We start from the raw sequence: 16,577 nt of genomic DNA on the forward strand, positions 1-16,577 counted from the left end.
GCACCTACCCCAGTGGGTTGAGCGACAGCAATCGCTCTCGCTTCGGTTCCGGCCCAAGATAAGGATTAGCGTCACGCGATGCCGCATGCCTGCGGAGGTCAGCAATGTCATCGCAATGAATAGCTTCCTGGCCTGAAGAATGACTTGATCGTTTAGTCTGGCTGGGGCCTATGATGCAGCGCTACTCAGGACGCCGCACCTATTCATGCTTCGCACCTTTTTCATTTGCTTGGCGACATTGCTCGCTCATGCAACCCTAATCGGGACTGCCGTCGCGGCTGAAAAGGTGCGCGTCCTAACATCGTTCCCGCCGCAGTTCCTCGAGCCATTCCAGAAAGAATTCAGGAAGCGCCATCCCGCGGTTGCCATTGAGTTCGTGCAGCGCAAGACGACGACGGCGCTGGCAGACATTGTCGGCGACAGGCACAAAGCGGACATCTTCTGGGCGTCGGCGCCGGATGCCTTCGAGATTCTGAAGAGGGCGGGCCGACTAGCGGCGTTGAAGCCGCGCTCCACGGGAGCGCCGGACCTCATTGCCGGTTATCCGGTGAACGATCCGGACCTGACCTATCTCGGCTTCGCCCTGTCGGGCTACGGGTTTGTGTACAACCCTAACTATCTCAAGGAGCGGGGACTACCCGTGCCCAGGGGCTGGAGCGATCTGGCGGCGCCCATCTATGCCGGGCACATCGGCATCAGTTCCCCATCACGGTCGGGCACGATGCACCTCATGGTCGAGGCCATTCTCCAGGTCTACGGGTGGGACCGTGGGTGGGGCATCTGGTCCGAGATCAGCGGCAATCTTGCGACCGTGACGGCGCGTAGCTTCGGCGTCTCGGCCGGTGTCGCCCGCGGACGGTTCGGGATCGGGCCCTCAATCGATTTCCTGGCAAAGCCCGAAGGCATGCCCGAGGGGGCGACCCGCTTTGCCCTCCCCGAGGAGACGCTGTTCGTGCCCGCCAGCATCGCGATCCTGACCGATGCGGCCAATCGGGACGGTGCCGAACGTTTCGTCGATTTCGTGCTGTCGCGGGAGGGGCAGGCACTGCTGCTGGATCCCGCGGTGGCGCGGCTGCCGATCTCTCCCGCCGTCTATCCGGTTGACGGAGCGACGGACGGCAACCCCTTCCAACATGACAGTCTGTTCGCCAGAGGCCTATTCGACGCGGGTCTCTCGGCCGCCCGCTACGAACTGGTCAACATCATCTTCGACGAGATGGTCACCTTCCGGAGATCCGAGCTGGGGCGCATGTGGCGATCTGTACGCGCGCTGGAGGTGGCCCTGTCGGAGCGCTCCGACATGGGTCTGGCAAAGCTGGTGAGCGATGCGCGCGGCGCCCTGACCCGGCCGCCCCTGAGCGGCGCGGAGGCCATGGAGCTGGAGCGCTGGAGGGGCCTCGTGCGGGTACGGCGTGGGCTTCCCACACCCGAGCCCCAGGCCCGGCTCGAAGCCCACATTAAAGCGCGGATCGAAGAGAACATGCAACAGGCGGCGCGGGCACTGGCCGATGCCGCCGCGAGGTTGGGCAGGGCCGCTCTGGACACGCATGGCCTGGAGGCCGTGCGGCCATGATCCAGCGGATGCGGCTCGGCATTGGTGGGCGCCTCATCATCGCCTTTCTCGGAGTGGGCGGGCTCGCCGTCGGCGCATGCATCGTGGGCTGGCTGTCCTATGCCCGCCTCAGTGAGGAGCTGAATTCCGTCGCGACAGCCCATCTCCCGGCCCTCGCGTTTTCTGCCCGCCTCGCGGAGGCAGGCGCGAACGTGATCGCCAGCACGCCCGATCTTGCAGTCGCGGAGCGTCGCGAAGCCTATGACCGCATTCGCCAAATGCTTGTCGAGCGTCTATCCGTGCTTCGGTCCGTCCTCAATGAGCGCAACACCAAGCATTCGCTCGCGCCTGAGCTTCTCGTGGTGACAGACGGCATTGAAGCCAATCTCAAGGCTATCGACCGGGTCGCCGACCGGCGCTTTCCCTTGAACGAGAGCGCGCGCGAGATCGGCGAGGAGCTGCGATGGCTGCAGGCCGATCTGATCGAGGAGATCGAGCCGCTTATCGACGACGCTCGCTTCAATATGGCGTCGGCCATCGGAAGGGTCGCGCCTGGCGATGCGGCCGAGGCTGGACGCAAGACTCTGCTGGAGGAGAGCCACAAGAGTGAATCCCTCCTGACCATCAATGCTCATGCCAACCTGATCGTGGGGCTGCTGGGCCGGCTTGGAACCGTGCCGACGGTCGAGGACCTTCAGGAGACAAGTAACTTCCTCGGCGAGATGACGGATCAGCTCGATCTGGAAACCAAGGCTCTCGCCAGCTGGACGGACACGATCACCATCAGCCAGATGACAGCTCGCCTCCTGGCAGTCTCCGATCCGGAATCCGGGCTGGTGGCCGTGAAGCGGGCCGAACTTGAGGCCATCGCCGACGCGCAGACGCTTCTCGCCGAGAACCGGCGCCTCGTCACCCGGCTCGGCATGCTCGTGTCGCAGGAGGTCAGCCGCACGGAAGCGATCGCGCGCAGGGCAGCGGAACGCTCCGCCGACGCCATCGTGATCGGGCGCAATCTCCTCCTGGCGATCGCCGTCGCCTCACTCGCCATCACGATCGCGATCGGCTGGTTCTATGTCCGAAGGAGCCTCGTCGTGCGTCTCCAAGCGCTGACTCTGGCGGCGACGACCATTGCGAGCGGCCCGACGATGCCGGTCCTGCCGCCTCCCACCGACGATGAACTCGGCGATCTCGCCAAGGCGCTTGCCGTCTTCAGGCAGACGCGGGACGACCTGGTCCAGGCCGCCAAGCTCGCGGCGCTCGGCCAGATGGCTGCGGGCCTCAGCCATGAGCTCAACCAGCCTCTCGCGGCCATCCGCTCGCACGCCTACAACGGCGCCGTGCTGATCCAGCGTGGGCGTCCAGAGGAAGCAACGGCCAGCTTTGATCGGATCCAGGGGCTGACGGCCCGGATGGCGGAGCTGATCAAGCATCTCAAGCGCTTCGCCCGCCGCCCGGCCGCGGCGCTCGAAGCAGTCGATCTCCGCGCCGTCGTCGAGGGCGCCCTGAGCCTGTTCGAGCAGCGCATCGACGAGGAGAGAGTCGCGGTGCGGATGAGCTTTCCGGACCCCGCCCTGACAGTTCTGGCCGAGGAGGTCAGGCTTGAGCAGGTGATTGTCAATCTGCTCTCGAATGCGCTCGACGTGATCGAGGAGCAGACGGAACGGCGCATCGACATCAGCGCCGAAGCCAGTGGAGACCGCGTCCGCTTAGCCGTGACCGACAACGGCTCGGGTATCGCGGAGCAGCACTGCAAAGCTATCTTCGACCCGTTCTTCACCACTAAGCCGGCCGGCCTGGGGCTCGGACTCGGCCTATCGATGTCGTACAACATCGTGAAGGATTTCGGAGGAGACTTGATCTTGGCAACGACAGGACCAACGGGAACGACCTTCGTAATCGATCTGGTGGCGAGCAAGCCATGAGCGCGGAACCGAAGATTGTCCTGGTGGACGACGATCAGGAGGTGCTCGCAGCCTACCGGCAGACGCTGGAGCTCGCTGACTTCGATGTCGCTGCGGTTGGCTCCGCCAAGGCCGGGCTCGACATCCTGTCGCACGATCGTCCAGCCATCGTCGTAAGCGACGTCCGGATGCCCGGACTCGACGGCTTCGGCCTCCTCGACGCCGTTCGCGCGATCGATCCCGAAATCCCGGTCGTCCTCGTGACCGGCCATGGCGACGTGCCGATGGCTATCAAGGCTGTGCGGGCGGGCGCCTGGGATTTCATCGAGAAACCGGCCGATCCCGTGAGGTTCGTCGAGACGGTCAGGCGCGCCTTCGCGCACCGCAGCCTCATCCTTGAGAACCGGGCGCTCCGGGCAGGGGCTGCCGATCAGGATTCCATCGCCAGTCGGCTCGTTGGCCGCTCCGCCGCCATCGAGCGACTGAAGCGCATCCTTCGGACCCTCGCAGACGCCGAGGCCGACGTGCTCCTCCTCGGAGAGACAGGCACGGGCAAGGAGGTCGCCGCCCGCGCCCTCCACGATTTTGGACGCCGGCGGAAGGGACGGTTCGTGGCGGTCAATTGCGGCGCGGTGCCGGAGACCATGCTCGAGAGCGAGCTCTTCGGTCACGAACCCGGTGCCTTCACCGGAGCCCGTGAGCGGCGGATCGGCAAGATCGAGCATGCGAGCGGTGGCACGCTCTTTCTCGACGAGATCGAGTCCATGCCCATGACAGCGCAGATCCGTCTGCTGCGGGTGCTTCAGGAGCGAACCATCGAGCGCCTCGGGTCAAACAAGGAGATCCCTGTCGACATCCGCGTCATCGCCGCTACCAAAGCGGATCTCACCGAACTGGCGGGCAAAGGCGCATTCCGCGAGGACCTGGTCTATCGCTTGAACGTCGTCACAGTTCGCCTCCCGCCGCTCCGCGAGCGGCGGGAGGATGTGCCCGTGCTCTTCAGTCATTTCCTCCATCTCGCGGCCGCCCGGCAGGCGAGGGCGGCGCCGTCGCTCGAACCATCTTTCCTCGAAAGGCTGCAGCAGCAGGAATGGCCCGGAAACGTGCGCGAGCTGCGCAACGCGGCCGAGCGACATCTCCTCGGCCTCGACGAGGACGAGCCACCTCAGGCGGAGCCAAGCATTCGTGGTGCGCTGACCCTCGAGCAGCAGATGGAGATTGCTGAGCGCCGCGTTATTGAGGAGACCCTCGTCCGTTTCGGCTGGCGCATCGGCGCCACTGCGGAGGCGCTCGGGATCACCCGCAAGACCCTCTACCTCAAAATGAAGAAGTACGATCTCGGCCGGGCTGGAGAGATCGGGGCATGATGTTACGCATCTGACCCAAGCGAAGGGGGAAGGTTACCATCCTTTCCCCTCATCGCGATCCCATCGAGGATTTCGCCTGGAAATGCCGCTTTGAAACAATCGCGAAGCGGTACGGCTCAGTTTGGCACGAATATTGCATTGAGATCGTCGGACGCCCTTGAGGCGAACCCAAGCTTATAAAACATTATGTTGGAGGAAACTGATGCTTCGCCATTCCGTCGCCGCGGCGGCATTGATCGGCACCGCCCTGTTCACGGGCGCTGCCTTCGCCCAGTCCGGCAAGGTCACTGTCGTGACCTCGTTTTCCAAGGATGTGACCGATCCGTTCAAGCAGGCCTTCGAGAAAGCCAATCCCGGTTTGACCCTCGATGTGCAGAACCGGAATACCAATGCGGGCGTCAAGTTCGTCGAGGAAACAAAGGCCAACAACCAGGTCGACGTTTTCTGGGCCTCTGCTCCGGACGCGTTCGAGGTGCTCAAAGGCAAGGGATTGCTCCAGAAGTACAAGCCGAAGGCCGAAGGCATTCCGGAGAAGATCGGCTCCTATCCGATCAACGATCCCGAGAACTTCTATTCCGGCTTCGCAGCATCGGGCTACGGCATCATGTGGAACGACCGCTACGCCAAGGCGAACAAGCTGCCTGAACCCAAGGATTGGCAGGATCTCGCCAAGCCTGTCTATTTCGATCACGTTGCCATGGCGGCACCGTCGCGCTCGGGCACGACCCACCTCACCATCGAGACGGTTCTCCAGGGTGAGGGCTGGGATCAGGGCTGGCGCACGCTCAAGGAAATGTCCGGAAACTTCCGCCAGATCACGGAGCGGTCCTTCGGTGTGCCTGAAGCTGTCAATTCCGGGCAGGTCGGTTTTGGTATCGTGATCGACTTCTTCGCCTTCTCGTCGCAGGCCTCCGGCTTCCCCGTGAAGTTCGTGTACCCAACCGTCACGACCATCGTGCCGGCGAATGTGGCCGTAATCGCCAATGCTCCCAACAAAGCCGGAGCCGAGGCCTTCCTCGATTATCTCGTTTCTCCCGCCGGTCAGGAGGTTCTGCTCGAGCCGAGCATCCGCCGCCTACCCGTCAACCCGGCAGTCTATGCCAAGGCACCGGCCGAGTATCCGAACCCCTTCAAGGATTCGTCTCTCGGAGCGCGAGTGAAGTTCGACGTGAACGTGTCGGAGAAGCGCACGAATGCCGTCGATGTCCTCTACGACCAGACCGTGACGTTCCAGCTTGAAACCCTCAAGGCGGCCACCAAGGCCATCCATGACGCCGAGGCTGCGATTGCCAAGAAGGACAACGCTGATGCCAAGGCCCTGGTGAAGGAGGCGCGCGACCTCGTTGCTGCAATGCCGGTCAACGAGCAGCAGGCATCATCTCCTGAAATCGCCGGCGCCTTCACGGGCGGCAAGGAGAAGGGTGCGCGTCAGGCCGAGCTCGAGCAGCAATGGGCGGCCTTCGCCAAGGAGCGCTACCAGCAGGCACAGGCCAAAGCCGAGCAGGCCCTGAAGCTCGCACGCTGATCGTCAGGTCGGGCGGCTCGCATCGGTGAGCCGCCCGTACAGGCCCATTTTCGGATCTTAGGAGAGCGTCCATGGCTGGCGCCACGACCGCTGGACGAACGCACGCGCCGTCCGCATCCTCGAAGTATTTCAAAAAATTATCGGCAAAACCGGGGCAAATCGCCCTGGCGCTCGGGATTGCCGTCTTCCTCATCCTTTTTCTCGTTGTTCCCGTCGGAACAGTGATTTACGTCGCCTTCACGGAGAAGGGGACGGGCGAGTTCACTCTCGTCAACTTCCTCGATTTCGCTCAGACGGACCTGTTCATCCGTTCATTCTGGAACTCGTTCTACGTGTCTGCGATGTCGGTTGTCGTCGCGTCCGTTTTCGCGCTTCCACTTGCTTACATCACCACGCGGTTCGAGTTCCGTGGTGCCATGCTGATTCAGACCCTGGGATTCCTGCCGCTGATCATGCCGCCTTTCGTGGGCGCCGTCGCGATGCTGCTGCTGTTTGGCCGAAACGGCACGGTAAACCTGTTTCTTGACGACTGGTTCGGATTCAAAATTCCCTTCATGGAGGGACTGAACGGCGTCATCTTCGTCCAGGCCGTACACTATTTCCCTTTCATCCTGATCAATCTTTCGGCGGCCCTGCGCAATATTGACCGGGCCATGGAAGAGGCCGCGCAGAATCTCGGCAGCTCGGGGTTCCGTCTGTTTCGTCGCATCGTCTTTCCGCTCGCCATGCCGGGCTACATCGCTGGCGCATCGCTTGTCTTCGTCAAGGTCTTCGACGATCTCGCGACGCCGCTGCTCCTGAACGTCAAGGACATGCTGGCGCCTCAGGCCTATCTGCGCGTCACATCCATCGGCATCGCCGACCCTATGGGCTATGTGATCTCGGTTGTGCTGATCTGCATGTCGATCCTCGCCATGTGGATCTCGGCGCAGGCCATGCGCGGCAAGGATTATGCTACCGTGCAACGAGGTGGTGGCGGACTGGCGAAGCGCCAGATGCGCCCATGGGAAAGCGCCATCGCGTATGGGGCTGTTCTGCTCATCCTGCTCCTTGTCTTGGCTCCCCATATCGGGTTGCTGCTGCTCTCCTTCGCCACAATCTGGTCCTTCAGTCCGCTGCCGGATGCTTACACGCTGGCCCATTACAGCCGCGTGTTCGGCGAAAGCTTCGTGTACGTCAAGAACACCATGGTGTATGCCTCCATCGCGGGAGTGATCGACGTCGTCCTCGGCACGGCCATTGCCTATCTCGTGCTGAGGACAAAGCTGATCGGACGCGAATGGCTTGACTGGGCCGCGACGGCAGCCTTGGCCATTCCAGGTGTCGTGCTCGGTATCGGCTATCTTCGCACATTCTATGGCGTGCAACTCCCTGACGGCACTCCGCTTGCGGCCCTGTGGATCATGATCGTGCTGGCGCTGGCGATCAGGCGCCTTCCTTACGCGCTGCGCGCCTGCTACGCGGCTCTGCAGCAGATCTCGGTCTCGCTTGAGGAGGCGGCTGAGAACCTCGGCGCCACAAAGGTGCGTACGGTTCGCCGCATTATGCTGCCGCTGATGGCAGGCGGCATCCTGGCAGGCTTCGTTACGAGCTTTGCCACCGCTGCCGTGGAGCTCTCGGCGACGCTGATGCTCGTTCAATCGAACGCGGATGCGCCGCTCGCCTACGGCCTCTACGTCTTCATGCAATCACCGGCCGGGCGCGGTCCCGGAGCTGCGTTGGGGGTTATCGCCGTGTTGCTAGTCGCCCTGTGCACCTTCGCGTCCCATTTGATCATCGAGAAAAGCCAGAAGGCCAAAGCGGCCGGACACTAACCGCGTCCGGACCTGAGGAAACGACACCCATGAACCAGCCTTTCCCCATCTCCGCGCTTGGCATTAATGCCGTCGATGTTGATATTCGCAATGTCGATCTGTCATACGGTGCCAATCATGTCCTTAAAGGGATCAACCTGCATATCCGGCCGGGCGAGTTCTTCGCCTTTCTTGGCCCATCCGGCTGCGGAAAGACGACGCTGCTGCGTCTCATCGCTGGATTCAACCAGGCCGACGGCGGCGAGGTCCTGGTTGGCGGCCGGGATGTGTCACAACTTCCGCCCTGGAAGCGCGACGTCGGCATGGTTTTTCAATCCTATGCCCTTTGGCCTCACATGACCGTCAGGCGCAATGTCGCATTCGGGCTTGAGGAGCGGAAGGTTCCAAAGGCTGAGATCGACAAGCGCGTCGCGGCTGCTCTTGAGCTCGTCGGGCTCGCGCACCTCGCCGACCGGCGTCCCTCTCAGCTTTCCGGCGGTCAGCAGCAGCGGGTCGCGGTTGCCCGGACGATTGCCATTGAACCAAAAGTTCTCCTCCTTGATGAACCTCTGTCCAACTTGGACGCGAAGATGCGCGTTCAGGTGCGGCGCGAGCTGCGCGATCTTCAGCAGCGGCTCGGGTTGACGACGATCTTCGTTACCCACGACCAGGAGGAGGCCAACACAATCTGCGATCGGATCGCAGTCATGAACGACGGTATTGTGCAGCAGGTCGGCACGCCAATGGAGCTTTATGAGAAGCCCGCCAATCTGTTCGTGGCAAACTTCCTCGGCACGGCCAATATTCTTCCCGGTCGCGTGATCCGCGAGGGAGGCGAGCGCTTCTTCGACATTGAGGGAGGGGTTCGCCTGCCGATTCCAGCCCATGTCGTTGTGCCGGAGGGGGCAAAGCTCGTCTTCCGTCCGCAGCACGCGTCGTTGGGCAAGAATGGGACGAGAGATGTATCGCTGCCTGGAACCGTCGTGCATAGCGAGTTTCTCGGCTCCACTTTGCGCTATGGGGTCAGGATCGGGACTGCGGAGATCTCCATCGACACGCCGTTCCATTCAGGAGAGACTCTGTACGAGCCGGGTTCCCCAGTGGAGATCGGCCTCTCGTTGCGCTCGGCCCTCTGGCTCGCTTCCTGAGGCAGCGTAAGCCACGTGACATAAAGGACCGGCGGAAGGGAGGGGGCTTCCTCCGCCATAGCATCTAGCTCCGTAAACGATCGTAACAATCCCATGTCCCAGCTGAAAGCCATTATCTTCGATTTGGATGGAACCCTCGTTGACAGCGCGCGGGATCTCCAGGACGCGACGAACACTCTTTTGGCAGAAGAAGGCCTTCGGCAGATCGGCCTTGACGAAGTCAAGTCAATGATCGGCGATGGGGCCGCCAAGCTCGTGGAGCGTGCCACCTCTGCGGCGGGAGGAGATCTGATGCGCTTGCCGGAATTCGTCGCCCGTTTCCTCAAGATCTATGAAGCCAATGCGTCTTGCCACACCGAAGCCTATCCGGGTGTCGTGGATACTCTGGCAGGCCTTCGACGTTTGGAGCTTCCCTTAGCTGTCGTCACCAACAAACCCTATGCAGCGACAATGGACATCCTGGAGGCCCTCGACCTGAGTGCCTACTTCAACGCCGTTGTGGGAGGAGATACGCTTCCCGAGCGCAAACCGCATCCAGCCCCGATCCTGATGGCGCTGGAACGCTTGGGCGTGACACCCAAGGCAGCGCTCATGGTCGGCGACAATTACCACGATGTGCAGGCGGCCCGCGCGGCGGGCGTTCGCGCTTTTGCTGTCACCTATGGGTATAGCCACAAGCCTCACGCGGAACTCGGCGCCGACCATCTCCTGGAGAAGATGGCAGATCTACTGCCTATCATCGAGAGCGGCTTTGCTACGTAACAATCCTGAACTAGCCCGCAATTCTATTTCTGGACACCTGACCGATGAGATTGATCCTGGTGCGTCATGGCGAGACCGTCTGGAATGCCGAGCGCCGCTTGCAGGGGCATGCGGATGCGCCTTTATCGGATCGTGGCGTCAAGCAGGCCCGGGACGCAGCCAAGTTCTTTATGGATGGTAAGGCTCCGGGTCTGGTCGTCTCGTCGGACCTCAGCCGGGCATGCCACACGGCTGAACTTCTGGGCTTCTCTGATTTCGAGACCGATCCACGATTGCGCGAGGTGGACCTGGGCGAATGGACCGGGCGCTGGATCGAGGAGATCGAGACTTCGGCCAAGGGCGCCTATCGCGACTGGCGGCTCGGGACCTATACGCCGCCTCAGGGGGAAACGTGGGAGGCGTTCCGGGAAAGAGTCGGAGAGGCGATCAGCGAAGTTATCAGCAGGGCTGAGGGTGATGTCGTGATCGTCACTCATGAGGGCGTTGTTCGTGCCGCTTGCGATCTGCTGGTTGGGTTGGTGCCGTCCGATCTGTCGCCGATTGTGCCGGCGGCCATCACCATCTTCGATATCACCCAATCCGCACAAGCGTACAATGCACGCCTGGTGACGTTTAATTTCGCGCCGTCTCCGGACGACCTGAGAGTGCCTGGTCTGGATCACGCCCCTGTCTGATTAAAACTGAACCAGTCCGTCGCGCAGGCGAAATTCGTAAAGATCCAGCGGAATCGGGAAGTGGTGCAAGGCGGGCACTCGATGCGCCCGCCTCTTCATATGCATATTAGCGCTCGATCGTCTCGCCCCATCGGCTGTTCTATTCCATGGGTGGCAGGGGAACTCTTTGTCAGGGACCTCTGGCTAGAACTATGGCATGCCTTGGCCCGCTGGCTACAAACGCCATCGCTATCCAGCCCGAGATCATCCATTCGAAGGGCCGGTGCCAATGGGCCATGCGGTTTGCTGCGCACGAGATGGTGCCAAGCCCAGCCCGCGGTCTCGACGCCGACCCAGCCGATACTATGGCGAAAATCCCTGCGCTCCGGCGTAGCGTGGGGCTTTGATGACATCCTCCGTCTAAGGGAGAGGCGAAGTCTGGACCGCTCATGCAACCCGAAGGTGTGCCGAACAGAGAGTTAAGCTTTTTGCCGATCCGACTCACGATTCCCCGGATTGTGTCAAACTTTAAGACTAGGAGACAATTAGTTGCGGGAGCCATCCACACAGTGCTCAACATCGCACCGTCGGAAGCGGGAGGCATCATCTCTATCGTTTGAGAGCAGTTCTTGCCCCGACCTCAACAGGTTTCAGGGTGCGCATTTCCACGTCCTATCAACAGGTTCCTTACCGCTCATCCAGTGATCTCAGAAGCGCTGCGTCGCGAACGGCTTCAAGTCTATGCCGACGGACTTCCGTTCAACCAAATCAGCAACGAGCCGTGATGTGATCGCAGCTTGGGTCAGGCCATAGTGCCCATGCCCGAAGGCATAGATTACGCGCCAGTCCCGTCCGGCGGGTCCGATCACCGGAAGAGAATCCGGGATCGAAGGCCGGAAGCCCATCCATCGCTTTGCAGCCGGTTCGGATTGGAGATGAGGAAGGAAGCGCGTTAGACGCTGCACCATGGCATCGGTCCGGCTGTGATTGGGTGGCGCCTCAAGGCCCGCGAACTCGACCGCGCCGCCGACCCGGTCGCCCGTATCGAGGGGTGTCGTCACGAATCCCTCTCCCTCGAACATGATCGGTCGGCCGATCTCGAGCGTACCTTTCGGGTACGTTGCATTGTAGCCTCTCTCGGTGTCGAGCGGGATCCGGTCGCCGAGCTGAGCGGCTAGGACGCGCGACCAGATCCCGGCCGCGATCACGATTTGGTCGGCCACCACTGGTGGGCCCGATCCATCCGTGTGAACGCGAACGGCACCGTCCGTCGGTTCGATTCTTGTGGCATGCGCGGTCACAGGAATGGCTCGACGCTCCAGAGCCAGGCGCAGAAGGTCAGCGGCCAGAACGGCCGGATCGGACACATGGCACGCATCCGGGTAAAGCACGGCAGCTTCTACATTGTGGAGTGCCGGTTCCAACTCCGCGAGCGCCGCGGGGCTCAGCGCTTCTACCTCGATCCCGAAGCTGCGCTGACGCTCGAAGATGTCACGGGACCGATTGAAGTCGCTCTGATGCCTCCAGACGGAGAGGATGCCGTTCTCCCGGAGATGCCCGCTCAGATCGAGCGACGACAGTAGGCTCTTCCAGGCCGGCAGCGCCTCCGCGTTGATTGCGCGGATCGCCCCGATGCTGGCCTTGATGCGCGAAGGCGACGAGGCCAGCAGGAAGCGCACGAGCCAGGGCGCCAGATGCGGCAGGTATCCCGGTCGGATGGTGAGCGGTCCGAGCGGGTCCATCAGCCAGCGGGGGAGATTCCGCCAGGCCTTCGGGGATGCGAGCGGCATCACGTCGGTATGGGCGATCCAGCCTGCATTGCCGTCGGTCGGGCGCCCCTGCTTGCCGCCCGGCTCGATCAGAACAACCTCATGGCCCCTGTCGAGCAAGGCATGCGCGGTGGCAAGCCCCACGATCCCTGCCCCGATGATCGCAACGCGCATGGTTCGTCCCTAAAACAGGCGTAAGTCCTAGCGGTTCTGGTCGACGACCTGGAAGCCGTTGGCGAAAGGATCCCGGTCGTCGATGAAGATGGTGTTGAACCCGGTCACCCGCGCCCAGCCTTCGATGGACGGGATGATCGCATCGCGGTCGCCGACCTTGGTGCGTCCTTCGATGCGCCCCGTGAAGGTCGAGCCGATGATGCTCTCGTGCACGAAGGCATCGCCTTCGCTCAACGCGCCGCGGGCGGCCAGATGCGCCATGCGGGCGGAGGTGCCGGTACCGCAGGGCGAGCGGTCGATGGCCTTGTCGCCATAGAACACCGCATTGCGCGCAGTGCCGCCGGGCGTCTGGGCCTTTCCGGTCCAGAGCACGTGCGTCAGGCGGTCGATGGCCGGGTTCTCGGGATGCGCGATCCGGTAGCGCGCATTGAAGGCCTCGCGCAGCTTCGGGCTCCAGTGCAGGATGTCGGACGGATTGACGTCGGCGACATCCGAGTAAAGCGTCTGCGGCTCCACGATGGCGTAGAAGTTGCCGCCATAAGCCACATCGACCGTGAGATGCCCGAGTCCCTCGACTTCGACCTCGTAGCCGGTGCCATAGAGGAAGGACGGGATGTTGGTAATGCGCACCCGCTCCACGAAGGGGCCGTTCTGCTCGTAACGCGCCTCGACGACGCCGGCGGGCGTATCGAGCCGCAGCAGGCCCGGCGTCTTCGGATGGATCAGGCCGTTTTCGAGCGCGATGGTCACCGTGCCGATGGTGCCGTGGCCGCACATGGGCAGGCAGCCCGATGTCTCGATGAACAGGATGCCCACGTCGCAATCTGGCCGCGTCGGCGGGTAGAGAATCGAGCCCGACATCATGTCGTGGCCGCGCGGCTCGAACATCAGGCCGGTCCGGATCCAGTCGTACTCCGCCAGGAAATGCTGGCGGCGCTCGAACATGGTCTCGCCCTTCAATTGGGGAATACTGCCGCCGCCCACCACACGAACCGGGTTGCCGCAGGTGTGGCCGTCGATGCAGAAGAAGGTGTGGCGCGCCATGGCCTCACTCGCTGTTTATAGAGTTATCGATCGAAGGCGAAGGCGAGACTTTCGCGCTCCGCCAGGGTTTATAAGGCTGCCGGCTTCAGGCTCACATCCGGCAGCTTCGGGAGGCTCATCAGGCCTGACCTATGACGGCCTCGAGCTGAAGCTCGTAATCCGACTTGAACGGCATCGTGACTGGAGAAAATGTGCTCCCAGGCAATTTCGCTCGCTATCAGGCTCCTGCTCCTGCTATATGGCATTGAACTTCCTCAACGTAGATTGTATAAAATCGCCGATGTCAAGCCGCACTTTTGTCAGTCTGCTATAGTGCCATATGATCCATTCTTCCACAGGATCTGTAACCAACGACAGTGAAAGCTATGCCCCCTGCCAGACCCGCTCAAAAGTCCCTACAGCACAGGACCATCGCCTCTGCCGTCGCAGAGGAACTGCGGCGCAGGATCGTGGATGGTGAGTTCAAATCTGGCTTCCAGCTTCGTCAGGATGCACTGGCTACGGAGTTCGGTGTCAGCCGCATCCCGGTGCGCGAAGCCCTGATGCAGCTCGAAGCTGAAGGGCTGGTCAAGATCCTTCCACATCGCGGCGCACTCGTTTCAGAGCTATCGATGGAGGAAGTCCAAGAACTGTTCGAGCTCCGGGCACTCCTTGAGCCACGGCTCCTCAAAGCCTCTGCCAAACATCTCACGGCAACGGATTATGAGCGGCTAAGCCAAATCCTTCAAGAATACAGCTCCGAACTTCGCGCTAAGCACGTTCGGCGCTGGGGCGAGCTGAACACTGAATTTCATAACCTTCTGTATCAACATGCTGGGCAACCGCGTTCGCAAGCGATTGTCAGCGGCCTTCTTCAGGAATGCGACCGGCACACGCGGCTTCAGCTTTCGCTCACAGGTGGTATGGAACGCGCGGAAGTCGAGCATGCCGAACTCGTACGCCTTTGCGCAAATGGCAAGATCTCTGCGGCTTGCACACTTTTGAAGGCGCATATCGAAGGTGTGAGCAGGTCGCTCAGAACGTATTTCCAGGAGCACACCAAAGTCGATTAACCACAGACTGATGGTCACCCTCGGCCTTGTCCCTCGGTGGACACGCTCAAAGCTGCAGCCGGACGTCGAGCGTCCGGCTGCAAAATGAAGCGATTGATGAAGTACCGACTGTGGTCCGTGGAAGAGATGGAGCTTCAGAGCGTAGCGCCGACCTTGCGCAGCTCCGCCAAGACCGGCGCCTTCGGAAGCCAGATCTTGTCATACTCAGCAATCACTGGATCCGCGTCCTTCACATCGGAGACGACGATTTTGACAGGCTGTTTCGAGAAATTCTCCAAGAGGCCAGGCTGGTTGGCGACAATCTCGTCAATCTCGGCATCAAGCGCTGCACGCGTAACCTTGGAGATCAGCTCACGATCGGCGGCTGGCAGGGTAGTCCAGACCCGGCCGGACACCAGCGCCACCATCGGCATGTGAACGGCATTCATCCGCAGGATGGTCTTGGAAACCCGATCGAAGCGCTGGTTCCAAGAGAAGTCGAGATCTGCCTCAAGGCCGTCGACCTGACCATTGGCCATTGCATCGAACACCTGTGGAGTCGGGATTGGTGTGGGGGCAGCCCCTAGTATCTGGTAGAAGTCACGGAAGGCCGGAGTCGGGTTGATACGCAGCTTCATGCCTTTTAGGTCGGCAACGGACGAGATGTCTTTGGCCGAGAACACAGCACGGATCGATGTGATGCCCCAGCCGAGGCCGATCGTGCCTGTTTCCTTGGGAAGATAATCGAATAGGCTGAGTGCAACCGGGTGGCGAACGAGCTTCGCGACAGCTTCGGTGGAGCGCACCACGTAGGGGGCATTGATCGCCGCAATCGCTGGGACACGGGAGCCAAGCTCGGCTGCCTGGATAAAGGCCATGTCGAGGGCTCCGGACTGGAGCTGCTGCATCATGGCGCCCTCGTTGCCGAGCTGGCCGGCATGGAAAACGGTGAGTGACAAGCGGCCGCTGGTCTCAGCCTTCAGTGTCTCGCCGACTTTCAGGGCAGCGTTGTTCCAGGGATGGTTCGGTGGCGTAATAACGCCAAGACGGAACTCACGGCTTTGAGCGCGAAGCACCGTCGGGGCCGCAAGCGGCAGGGCGGCGCCTGCTGCTAAGGCGAAGAGATGTCTGCGGGAAATGGTCATGATCAGTCCTCCGTTCTTTCATCAGGTTAGTCGACAAGGGCAAGCGAGAGGGTAGGCCATACTGACAGAATGATCAGCATCAGGCAGGCAACGATGAAGAAGGGCAGTGTCACTATGAACATCTTGCCGGGCTTGGCGCCCGTGACGGCTGCCGCAACGAAGAAGCAGAGTCCAACGGGAGGTGAGAGAAGTCCGAGCACCAGATTGATCACAACGACGACCCCGAAGTGCCTTGGATCGATATGATAGACCTCGGTCGCGATCGGCAGGAGGATTGGTACTGTCATAATCAGGCCGGGCACTCCATCGATGACCGTGCCAATAACAATCAGGATCACGTTCACCAGCAGCATGAAGGTGACCGGATCCTTGGCGACCGACTGGATCCAGCCCGCCACTTCCTGCGGAACCTTGCCGAAAATCAAAATCCAAGAGAACACCGCTGCGGCAGCGACCAGGAATAGGACGATCGCCGAGTAGATCCCTGAGCGGAGCAGCATTTCCGGGATTTGGGAGAAGCGGAACTCGCGGGTCCAGTAGCGGCCAACCAGTGCCGCCGCAATTGCACCCACAGCCGCCGCCTCTGTGGCATTGGCGAGGCCCGTGAGGATGGAGCCAACAATCACCACCGGGATCGACAGCGTCGGCAGCGCGCGAAGCACAGTCATCACGCGCTCGCGCGGTGTCATGCGAGCTCCGGCCGGAAAATTGTG

General features: G+C 61.6%; 13 protein-coding genes. 9 read left to right on the forward strand and 4 right to left on the reverse strand.

Going from position 1 to position 16,577, the window contains the following annotated elements:
- Nucleotides 1-205: 205 nt before the first annotated feature.
- The 8 genes from JQC81_RS20210 to JQC81_RS20245 all read left to right on the forward strand — a co-directional run bounded on the left by JQC81_RS20210 (nucleotide 206) and on the right by JQC81_RS20245 (nucleotide 10,722).
- Nucleotides 206-1,573 carry an ABC transporter substrate-binding protein gene (locus JQC81_RS20210; protein WP_203273581.1) on the forward strand — a complete coding sequence of 456 codons (1,368 nt, stop codon included), beginning with the start codon at nucleotides 206-208 and terminating at the stop codon, nucleotides 1,571-1,573.
- The gene (locus tag JQC81_RS20215; RefSeq protein WP_203273582.1) at nucleotides 1,570-3,474 is read left to right on the forward strand and encodes an ATP-binding protein; all 1,905 of its coding nucleotides are present in this window, start codon (nucleotides 1,570-1,572) and stop codon (nucleotides 3,472-3,474) included. The genes JQC81_RS20210 and JQC81_RS20215 overlap by 4 nt, the downstream gene beginning before the upstream one ends.
- A complete protein-coding gene (locus tag JQC81_RS20220) occupies nucleotides 3,471-4,820 on the forward strand; it encodes a sigma-54-dependent transcriptional regulator (protein ID WP_203273583.1) in 1,350 nt (449 codons plus the stop codon). Before JQC81_RS20215 ends, JQC81_RS20220 begins: the two co-directional genes overlap by 4 nt.
- A 202-nt stretch (nucleotides 4,821-5,022) precedes the next feature.
- Complete coding sequence (locus JQC81_RS20225) at nucleotides 5,023-6,345, forward strand: ABC transporter substrate-binding protein (protein WP_203273584.1); 1,323 nt, start codon at nucleotides 5,023-5,025, stop codon at nucleotides 6,343-6,345.
- 71 nt (nucleotides 6,346-6,416) lie between these two features.
- Nucleotides 6,417-8,159, forward strand: coding sequence for an ABC transporter permease (locus JQC81_RS20230; RefSeq protein WP_203273585.1), 1,743 nt, complete (start codon nucleotides 6,417-6,419; stop codon nucleotides 8,157-8,159).
- Nucleotides 8,160-8,188: 29 nt separating this feature from the next.
- Nucleotides 8,189-9,286, forward strand: coding sequence for an ABC transporter ATP-binding protein (locus JQC81_RS20235; RefSeq protein WP_203273586.1), 1,098 nt, complete (start codon nucleotides 8,189-8,191; stop codon nucleotides 9,284-9,286).
- A 93-nt stretch (nucleotides 9,287-9,379) separates the two neighbouring features.
- On the forward strand, nucleotides 9,380-10,048 hold the full coding sequence (gph, locus tag JQC81_RS20240) for a phosphoglycolate phosphatase (protein WP_203273587.1): 669 nt from the start codon (nucleotides 9,380-9,382) through the stop codon (nucleotides 10,046-10,048).
- Between the two features lie 44 nt (nucleotides 10,049-10,092).
- Nucleotides 10,093-10,722: a histidine phosphatase family protein gene (locus tag JQC81_RS20245; protein ID WP_203273588.1), complete on the forward strand. Its 630-nt coding sequence runs from the start codon at nucleotides 10,093-10,095 to the stop codon at nucleotides 10,720-10,722.
- A 686-nt stretch (nucleotides 10,723-11,408) separates the two neighbouring features.
- Here the strand turns inward: JQC81_RS20245 and JQC81_RS20250 are convergent.
- Nucleotides 11,409-12,644 (reverse strand): NAD(P)/FAD-dependent oxidoreductase, encoded by a 1,236-nt coding sequence (locus JQC81_RS20250; RefSeq protein WP_203273589.1) that lies wholly within the window; start codon nucleotides 12,642-12,644, stop codon nucleotides 11,409-11,411.
- A 27-nt stretch (nucleotides 12,645-12,671) separates the two neighbouring features.
- On the reverse strand, nucleotides 12,672-13,688 hold the full coding sequence (locus JQC81_RS20255) for a 4-hydroxyproline epimerase (RefSeq protein WP_203273590.1): 1,017 nt from the start codon (nucleotides 13,686-13,688) through the stop codon (nucleotides 12,672-12,674).
- A gap of 365 nt (nucleotides 13,689-14,053) precedes the next feature.
- Here JQC81_RS20255 and JQC81_RS20260 point away from each other — a divergent pair, with 365 nt between their 5' ends.
- Nucleotides 14,054-14,740: a GntR family transcriptional regulator gene (locus JQC81_RS20260; RefSeq protein ID WP_203273591.1), complete on the forward strand. Its 687-nt coding sequence runs from the start codon at nucleotides 14,054-14,056 to the stop codon at nucleotides 14,738-14,740.
- 134 nt (nucleotides 14,741-14,874) lie between these two features.
- Here JQC81_RS20260 and JQC81_RS20265 read toward each other — a convergent pair whose 3' ends face one another.
- Both JQC81_RS20265 and JQC81_RS20270 read right to left on the reverse strand, forming a co-directional pair.
- Complete coding sequence (locus JQC81_RS20265) at nucleotides 14,875-15,864, reverse strand: TRAP transporter substrate-binding protein (protein ID WP_203273592.1); 990 nt, start codon at nucleotides 15,862-15,864, stop codon at nucleotides 14,875-14,877.
- Nucleotides 15,865-15,890: 26 nt separating this feature from the next.
- A partial coding sequence (locus JQC81_RS20270; protein ID WP_203273593.1) for a TRAP transporter large permease subunit occupies nucleotides 15,891-16,577 on the reverse strand: 687 nt, incomplete at its 5' end.

The sequence above is a fragment of the Microvirga arabica genome (assembly GCF_016811235.1).
Taxonomy (GTDB): domain Bacteria; phylum Pseudomonadota; class Alphaproteobacteria; order Rhizobiales; family Beijerinckiaceae; genus Microvirga; species Microvirga arabica.